The organism is Streptomyces sp. NPDC004561 (assembly GCF_053602155.1).
Genome location: NZ_JBSGDB010000354.1, coordinates 1 through 8008, shown reverse-complemented (window position 1 = coordinate 8008; position 8008 = coordinate 1). Strand labels below are relative to the sequence as shown.

Annotated in this window: 7 protein-coding genes and 4 pseudogenes; 8 read left to right on the top strand and 3 right to left on the bottom strand. The window is 73.3% G+C overall.

Annotation, left to right across the window (positions count from 1 at the left end; all coding sequences use genetic code 11):
* Positions 1-71: 71 nt before the first annotated feature.
* Positions 72-327: pseudogene (locus tag ACWEN3_RS33565) on the top strand (response regulator transcription factor); the annotation flags it as partial.
* Positions 328-329: 2 nt separating this feature from the next.
* On the opposite strand, the gene ACWEN3_RS33560 reads toward ACWEN3_RS33565, so the two are convergent.
* Positions 330-701: an STAS domain-containing protein gene (locus tag ACWEN3_RS33560; protein ID WP_452978599.1), complete on the bottom strand. Its 372-nt coding sequence runs from the start codon at positions 699-701 to the stop codon at positions 330-332.
* Between the two features lie 194 nt (positions 702-895).
* On the opposite strand from ACWEN3_RS33560, the gene ACWEN3_RS33555 reads away from it, so the two are divergent.
* Complete coding sequence (locus ACWEN3_RS33555) at positions 896-1882, top strand: urea transporter (RefSeq protein WP_452978596.1); 987 nt, start codon at positions 896-898, stop codon at positions 1880-1882.
* A gap of 22 nt (positions 1883-1904) precedes the next feature.
* Here the strand turns inward: ACWEN3_RS33555 and ACWEN3_RS33550 are convergent, their stop codons facing one another.
* A complete protein-coding gene (locus tag ACWEN3_RS33550; protein ID WP_452978593.1) occupies positions 1905-2828 on the bottom strand; it encodes a M56 family metallopeptidase in 924 nt (307 codons plus the stop codon).
* A gap of 6 nt (positions 2829-2834) precedes the next feature.
* Positions 2835-3218 (bottom strand): BlaI/MecI/CopY family transcriptional regulator, encoded by a 384-nt coding sequence (locus ACWEN3_RS33545; RefSeq protein WP_452978590.1) that lies wholly within the window; start codon positions 3216-3218, stop codon positions 2835-2837.
* Positions 3219-3424: 206 nt separating this feature from the next.
* Here ACWEN3_RS33545 and ACWEN3_RS33540 point away from each other — a divergent pair, with 206 nt between their 5' ends.
* The 6 genes and pseudogenes from ACWEN3_RS33540 to ACWEN3_RS33515 form a co-directional block, all read left to right on the top strand.
* A complete protein-coding gene (locus tag ACWEN3_RS33540) occupies positions 3425-4000 on the top strand; it encodes a TerD family protein (RefSeq protein WP_452978587.1) in 576 nt (191 codons plus the stop codon).
* A gap of 38 nt (positions 4001-4038) precedes the next feature.
* Positions 4039-4623: a TerD family protein gene (locus ACWEN3_RS33535; RefSeq protein WP_452978584.1), complete on the top strand. Its 585-nt coding sequence runs from the start codon at positions 4039-4041 to the stop codon at positions 4621-4623.
* 96 nt (positions 4624-4719) lie between these two features.
* Positions 4720-5277 (top strand): annotated as a pseudogene (locus tag ACWEN3_RS33530) (TerD family protein); the annotation flags it as partial.
* A gap of 727 nt (positions 5278-6004) precedes the next feature.
* Positions 6005-6367, top strand: coding sequence for an ArsR/SmtB family transcription factor (locus tag ACWEN3_RS33525; RefSeq protein WP_452978581.1), 363 nt, complete (start codon positions 6005-6007; stop codon positions 6365-6367).
* Positions 6360-6659, top strand: a pseudogene (locus ACWEN3_RS33520) (cation-transporting P-type ATPase); the annotation flags it as partial. The gene ACWEN3_RS33525 and the pseudogene ACWEN3_RS33520, both read left to right, overlap by 8 nt.
* Positions 6660-6917: 258 nt before the next feature.
* A pseudogene (locus ACWEN3_RS33515) lies at positions 6918-7742 on the top strand (SpoIIE family protein phosphatase); the annotation flags it as partial.
* Between the last annotated feature and the right edge of the window lie 266 nt (positions 7743-8008).

Here is an 8008-nt window from a genome sequence, read left to right as displayed (position 1 = left end):
GTCGACTTGAACCAGTCGAAGAAGCCGGTGTGCTCCAGGACGTAGCTGTAGTTCGAGAAGGACAGCTTGCCCGCGATCCTCGCGCCGACCGTCGCCGACCGGCTCATGAACCGGCTGCGGGCACCCGCCACGGCCCTGACCCGGCGTGAGACCGAGGTGCTCGCACTGGTCGCCGAGGGCCTGTCCAACCAGGCCCTCGCGGCCCGGCTGCACCTCACCGAGGGGACCGTCAAGTCCCATCTGGCCCGCGCCTACGCCAAGCTGGGCGTCGACTCCCGCACCGCCGCCGTCGCGACCGCCACCGACCTCGGCCTCATCCGCCGCTGACGTCAGGCGGCCAGGGCGTCGCCGACGCTCGGGTAGCAGCGGATGAGGCCCGTGAGGCCGACGATCTCCAGGGTGCGCAGCACCGGCCTGCGCACACCGGCCAGGCGCAGCCAGCCGGCCGGCTCGTGGGCCTGATGGGCGGCGATGAGGACGTTGATGCCGCTGGAATCCATGAACGCCACACCGGTGAGGTCGGCGACCGTGCGGGGCGCGGATCCGGGGTCCGTGGGCATCAGGGCCCGGTGGAGGGTGCCGGAGGTGTGGTGGTCGACCTCACCGCTCACCGTGACGACGGTGACGCCGTCGACGGGGGTGAGACTGACCGACAGCCCGTCCGGCTCCGCCAGTTCGTTGATGCCCCATGGGTCTGTCACACGTACCTCGACAACGTTCGACCATCCTTGCCCTGAGCTTTCCTCCACCCGCCGGTTGCCCCGGATCCCCCGGACGATGCACACGGTGGAACGGCCGACCTGCGGCACCCCACCCGGTACCGTATGGCGGAAACAGTCTGCCGCGAAGCGGAAAATGTCAGCCCGGGGGGCGAATCTTGGGACGGTTGAGGAGTGTGCGGTGGAGACACCGCGGACACATCCACGGGATCACGCGGCAGGTGCTGCGCGGCACGGCTCAGGTGATGCTGGTGCCCGACGCGTGGGCGGGTGCGTTCTTCTGTCTGGCGCTGGCCACGGCCGACTGGCGGTACAGCGCCTACGCACTGGCCGGCGCCGCCCTGGGCACCGGTACCGCCCGGCTGCTGGACGTGTCCGGCGAACGGGTGGAGCCGGGGCTGGAGGGCCTCAACTCCTGCCTGCTCGCCCTGTCCTTCGCGGCGTTCCTCGACCCGGACCGGCTGTCCACGATGCTGCTGGCCGCCGCGGGCTGCCCGGTCGTCACGGTGGTCACGGCGGCGCTCGTCCACTTGCTGCGGGTGTGGAACCTGCCGCCGCTGACCTTGCCGTACTGCGTCCTGGCGGGCGCCGTGACCGGCGCCGCGCCCGCCTTCCACCGGATCCGGCCGCCGGGAGACGGCGTCGTCCCTTCCGGCACGGCGGCTCTCCACCCGTACGACGTGGGCCGCGCGTTCTTCCGCGGCGTGTCCCAGATCTTCTTCCTGGACCAGTGGTACGTGGGGGCGCTGCTGCTCGCCGGCCTCTTCCTGGCCGACCGGGTGGCCGGGCTGGTGGCCTGCGCCGGCAGTGCGACCGGCATCCTGACCGCCTGGGCGCTCGGCGCCCCGGCAGCACGCATCACCGACGGCACCATGGGCTACAACGCGGTCCTCGTCGCGCTCGCGCTGTGCGGGGCGTTCCTCCCGGCCGGCCCGGCGACGCTCCTGTACGGGCTGCTCGGCGCGGCGACCGCCACCGCGGTGACCCCGGCCCTGGCCCGGCTGCTCACCCTGTCCGGCGGCCACGTCCTCACCTGGCCGTTCGTCCTGACGACACTCGGCTTCCTCGCCGCCGCCCGCTCCTTCCCCCGCCTGACCGCCCGCACCGTCACCCCGGACGGCGCACTCCGGGGGCAGACCACCGCGTGGACGCGCTCGGCGTAGACAACGGGCCGGCCGGCCCGGCTCACAAGGGTGTGGCCGCGCGCAGCAGGAGCAGCAGGGTGACCGCCGAGTTGGCCGAGAACATCGCGGAGAGGGCGGCTCCGGTGGCCGCGGTCCACGCGGCCAGGCCGGCCTGCGTGAAGAGGGGCGGCCAGGCGCGCACGGCGGGGGCGGGTCCCAGCAGCGCGGCGACGCGGCGGGGGAGCGGTCCGGGCGCGGCGAACGCCGGCGCGGGCGTCGTACGGGAGACGAGCGCCGCCTTGCCGATCGCGCGGGCGACCGCCCGGCGGCTGCCCACGGCCCGCGCGGCCTCCTCGTCCGCCCACCGCTCCGCCGTGTAGGAGACGGCCGTGCGCAGGGGCAGGAGGAACGGGTTGGCGCAGGCGGCCAGTCGCACCAGCAGCAGATGGCGGTGGTGCCGGGCGGCCAGGTGGGCGCGCTCGTGCGCGAACAGGGCGCGGCGCTCGCGCGACTCCAGGCACGCGAGCAGTGCCGTGGACACCACGATCCGGTCGCGCCGGCCGCCCGGCAGCGCATAGGCGTAGGGCTCGGGGTCGGGCAGCACCGCGACCTCCGTACGCCGCAGCCCCGTCAGGGCCCTGCGGGCCCTTCGCCCCACCCGGTGGTGGCGCAGCAGGGCACGGCCGCACGCGGCGACGACCGTGAGCAGCGCGGGAATCGCGGCCCTTCCGGCGACCTCGTGCCGGGGCACGCTCTCCCGCACCTCGGTGTCGGACCAGCCGTCGGGCAGGGGATTGCCGGGCAGCTGGGCCGTGCCGACCACCATCAGCAGGGCCAGGCAGACCGTGCTGCACAGCGCCATGACGGTGGAGACGGAGGTCAGCAGCACGGTGGCGGTGCGGGGGTGCAGGCGCTGTTCGGCGAGCCGTGCGATCGGCCAGGCCGTCAGCGGCAGGACCAGCGGGAGCAGGACGAAGATTCCCATGCGTGCTCAGCCCTCGTCGGCGCTCTGGTCCAGCAGTTCGCGCAGCAGCTGCTCGTCGCCCTCCGGCAGCGCGGTGATGAAGCTGGCCAGCACCGCCCGGCGGTCCTGTTCGCCGTCCAGGACCCTGCGCATCTTCAGCGCGGCCAGGCCCGCCTCGTCCGCGGCCGGCAGCCACACGAACGACCGGCCCTCACGCCTGCGGGTGACGGCGTTCTTCGCCAGCAGCCGGCACAGCACCGTCATCACGGTCGTGTAGGCGAGGCCGGCGGCCAGACGGTCCTGGACCCAGCCCGCGGTCACCGGGCCGCCGGCCTCGTGCAGGGTCGCCAGCACCCTCGTCTCCAGCGCCCCCTGCGCCCGGCGCCGACGGCCCGGATCGGGCTCCGTCACCCGCTGTCTCCCTTCTGCCCCGGCCTCGCCTCAACCTCTCGTGCCGAAGCGGCGTCACATCGTACAGAGGGGACGAGCGGTGGCCTTGCCGCTCCTCCCTGGGGTGTCGGCCCGTGCTGACACCCCCTTACTTCTACAGTGTTGTAGATTCAGGCCCGGGTCCGGGACCCGGATCCGTACCGACCGTGCGCGTGGAAGGACGAACCATGGGTGTTTCCCTGTCCAAGGGTGGCAACGTGTCGCTGAGCAAGGAGGCACCGGGACTGAGCGCGGTGCTCGTCGGGCTGGGCTGGGACGTGCGCACCACCACCGGCGCCGACTTCGACCTCGACGCCTCCGCGCTGCTGCTGAACGGCTCGGGCAAGGTCGCCTCCGACCGGCACTTCGTCTTCTACAACAACCTCACCAGCCCGGACGGTTCGGTCGAGCACACCGGCGACAACCTCACCGGTGAGGGCGAGGGCGACGACGAGACCATCAAGGTGAACCTCGCGGCCGTGCCCGCCGAGATCGACCGGATCGTCTTCCCCGTGTCGATCCACGACGCCGAGTCGCGCGGCCAGAGCTTCGGCCAGGTGCGCAACGCCTCCATCCGCGTGGTCAACCAGAGCGGCGGCGCCGAACTCGCCCGCTACGACCTGTCCGAGGACGCCTCGACCGAGACGGCCATGGTCTTCGGCGAGCTGTACCGCAACGGCGCCGAGTGGAAGTTCCGCGCGGTCGGACAGGGTTACGCCTCCGGTCTCGCGGGCATCGCCGGCGACTTCGGCGTCAACGTCTGACGGTTCCGGGACAACCAGCAGGGAAAGGGAGGCGACCGGTGTCGGTCAACCTGGACAAAGGCCAGCGGATCAGCCTGAAGAAGCCCGACGGCAGCGCGCTCGGTGCCGTCCGCATGGGCCTGGGCTGGCGTGCCGCACCGCGCAAGGGGTTCCTGGCCAGGCTGGCCGGCACCCGGGAGATCGACCTGGACGCCTCCGCCCTGCTGTTCGCGGGCGGGCAGCCGGCCGACGTCGTCTTCTTCCGGCACCTGGTCAGCGACGACGGATCCGTCCGTCACCTGGGCGACAACCTGACCGGCGGCACGGGCGCCGGGGACGACGACGAGGTCATCCTGGTCGACCTCGCCCGCGTCCCCGGCCACGTCGACCAGATCGTCTTCACGGTCAACTCGTTCACCGGGCAGACCTTCGGCGAGGTGGAGAACGCCTTCTGCCGGCTGGTCGACGAGCGGACCGGACAGGAACTCGCCCGCTACACCCTCAGCGGCGGCGGCGCGTACACCGCGCAGATCATGGCGAAGCTCCACCGCGGCGACGGCGGCTGGCAGTTGCAGGCCATCGGCGAACCGGCCGCCGGGCGGACCTTCCAGGACCTGCTGCCCGCCATCGCCGCGCACCTGTGAATTGCCCGGAACATTACGCGGACGGGGAACCGAAACCCCCGGAAGATCGTTGATCACTATGGAGGCGACAAGCGGCAGCGGCTGTGGAGGACACGGATGAGTACGACCCTGGCCAAGGGCGGCAACGTCTCGCTGAGCAGGCAGGCCCCCGGCCTGACCGCCGTGACGGTCGGGCTGGGCTGGCAGGCGAACACCGGGTACGAACCGGACGCCAGCGCGCTGCTGTGCGACCGGTCCGGAAAGGTGCCGTCCGACGAGCACTTCGTCTTCTTCAACAACTCCAGCAGCCCAGACGGTTCGGTCCGCCACTCCGGTCAGGGCCGCCCGGCCGACGGGGACGACCAGCGGATCGAGGTCGACCTCACCCGGGTCCCGGACACGGTGGAGAAGATCGTCTTTCCGGTGTCCCTGTACGAGGGCGCTAGCCGCGGCCAGACCTTCGGGCAGGTGCACCGGGCGCACATCCGCGTCCTCGACCGGGACAGCGGCGCCGAACTGGCCCGCTACGAACTCGCGGGCGGCAGCCTGTCGAACGAGACCGCCCTGGTCCTCGGCGAGCTGTACCGGCACGGCGCCGAGTGGAAGTTCCGCGCGGTCGGCCAGGGCTACGCCTCCGGCCTCGCGGGCATCGCCGCCGACTACGGCGTGGACGTGCTGCGCGACACGTCGCCCGGCCCGGCCCCGGTCACCAAGGCGAGCACCCTCGCCCCGAAGGTCCCGCCGGCTCCGCCCGTACCGCCGGCCCCGTCGGCCGCCACCCCGCCCGCCCCCGTGTTCCCCGCATCCCAGCACCTCACAGGGAGTTCCACCGTGACCTGCTTCTTCGACCCCAACCACGGCCCGGGCACGACGACCGTGACCTGGTCCCCGCAGTGGGGAGTGCCCCGCCCCGTCCAGACGTGCGGCGGCTGCGCCCAGCGGGTGCAGACCACGGCGCCGCCGTTCTACACCCCGCCCCAGCAGGGCTACCCGCAGCCCGTGCAGCAGGGTTACCCGCAGCAGGGCTACCCGCAGCAGGGCTACCCCCAGCAGGGTTATCCCCAGCAGGGATACGGCCAGCCGTACCCCGACCACCACGACCACCACGAGCAGGGCGGCGGCCGCCGGTTCGGCACCGGCGCGCTCATCGGCGCCGGCGCGGCGGGCCTCATCGGCGGCGCGCTGCTGAACGAGGCGTTCGACGACGACGAGCCGGAGGTCGTCAACAACTACTACGAGGACTGACCCCGCCCCGGCTCGCACCCGTACAGTCGCTTCCGTCCGGCGAGGCCGGCCGTGCGACGTGTGCCCGGCGGCCGCGCACGGCCGCCGGGCACAGGCCGCCTACACTGGGTGGGCACATGTGCGTCGGCGGTGACGAGGGTGGGGACGGGAGAGGGCAGTGACACAGAAGGCCGGGGGCTTCGACGACCCGCCCGCCGAGGTGCTGGCGGAGGCGGCCGCCGCGTTCGGCCTGCTCGCGTCCTCCGCCCGGCTGCACCTCATGTGGGCTCTGTCACAGGGCGAGAGCGATGTCACGCACCTCGCCGACCGGGTGGGCGGCGCGCTGCCCGCCGTCAGCCAGCACCTGGCCAAGCTGAAGCTGGCGGGCCTCGTCCGCTCCCGCCGCGAGGGCCGACGGCAGGTCTACTACATCGACGACCCGGACGTCGTCACCCTCGTCCGGGTGATGGTGGGTCAGCTGACCGCGCGTTCGCAGCACGCCACCGCCCCGCTACCCCGTATGCGCGGGATCGGTGGCTGAGAGCACCGCACCCCCGGGCCCGGAGGCGCGGACACCCGGCCCCGGCGGTCCGCCGGCGCCCGGCGCACACCGGACGAACGGCGCCCGCCACCGACCGGAGCGCCGCGCGCCCACCGTGCTCGAGGTCCTGCGCGAACTGAACACGGGCCCGCGCGGCCTGACGGAGGCGGAGGCCGAGGAGCGCCTGGCCCGCTTCGGCGCGAACGTGCTGCCGGCCCGCGGGGAGGCCTCCTGGCCGCGGCTGTTCCTCCGCAGCATGCGGGACCCCTTCACCGCCGTCCTCATGTGCCTCGGCCTGGTCTCGGCGGTCGTGTCCGCCTGGGGGACCGCCTCGGTGATCCTCCTCCTGGTCGCGGTGAGCTGTGTGCTGCGGGCGACCGGTGAGCACCGCGCCGACCGGTCCACGGCCGCCCTGCGCGAACTCGTCGCCACCACCGCCACCGTCCTGCGCCGCGCCGGCGAGGACACGGCGCCCACCAGCCGTGAGCTGCCGGTGGCCGAACTCGTCCCGGGAGACGTGGTCCGGCTCGGGCCGGGCGACCTGGTGCCGGCGGACGAACTGGTGGGCCGGATCGACCAGGACGAGACCCCGGAGGAGGGCGCCGCGGTCACCGGTGCGACCTGTCTGTACGCGGTGTACGACCCGGTGTCCCGGCGCTGCACCATCGCCCGGGCCGGGCATCCGCCGCCCGCGCTGGTGCGTCCCGACGGCAGCGTGGAGTACCCGGACGTGCCGGCCGGACCGCCGCTGGGCCTGGGCGGGCTGCCGTTCGAGACGGCCGACCTGGAGCTGGCCGAGGGCAGCCGGCTGGTGCTGTACACGGACGGGCTGGTGGAGGACCGGGACCGGGACATCGACGTCGGTCTCGATCTGCTGCGGGACGCGCTGCGCCGTACCCCGGGCGCCTCGCCGGAGGACACCTGCCGCACCGTGCTGGACCGGCTTCCGGCCCGGCCGAGCGACGACGTGGCGCTGATCGTCGCCCGTACCCGGGTGCTGGGTCCGGACCGGGTCGCCGAGTGGCAGGTGCCGTCCGACCCGGCGGCCGTGTCGGAGGTGCGGTCGTCGGTGACCCGGCAGCTCGCCGAGTGGGATCTGGAGGAGCTGGGGTTCACGACGGAGCTGATCCTGAGCGAGCTGGTCACCAACGCCATCCGCTACGGGCGTGCTCCGATCGGCGTACGGCTGCTGCGCGACCGCACGCTGATCTGCGAGGTGTCCGACCGCAGCACGACCTCGCCGCATCTGCGGTACGCGGCGAGCACCGACGAGGGCGGCCGGGGCCTGTTCCTGGTCGCGCAGGTCGCCGAGCGCTGGGGCACCCGCTACACCCCGCACGGCAAGATCATCTGGGCGGAGCAGCCGCTGCCCTGAGCCCGTGCGTAATCGGGTTGAGGGCATGCCGGACACCGGGTGATGATCTCCGGCATGTTCTCGCGCAGGAATCGCCGTCCGCAGTCCCCCGAGCTCCGCACGGCATGGGAGTCCCTGGATACCGGGGATGTGCCCGGTGCGCTCAGGCAGTTGCGGGCCGCCGGTGAGGAACAGCCGCTCGGCGAGGTGGCCCTGGTGGTGGAGCGGGCACGGCACCCGGCTCGTCGTCGTGGACGAGGGCGACCTGCGCGCGGTCCCCTCCACTG

Coding starts and splice junctions, on each gene's coding strand:
- ACWEN3_RS33550 (WP_452978593.1), bottom strand. CDS start 2,828: ATGGGAATCTTCGTCCTGCTCCCGCTGGTCCTGCCGCTGACGGCCTGG.
- ACWEN3_RS33540 (WP_452978587.1), top strand. CDS start 3,425: ATGGGTGTTTCCCTGTCCAAGGGTGGCAACGTGTCGCTGAGCAAGGAG.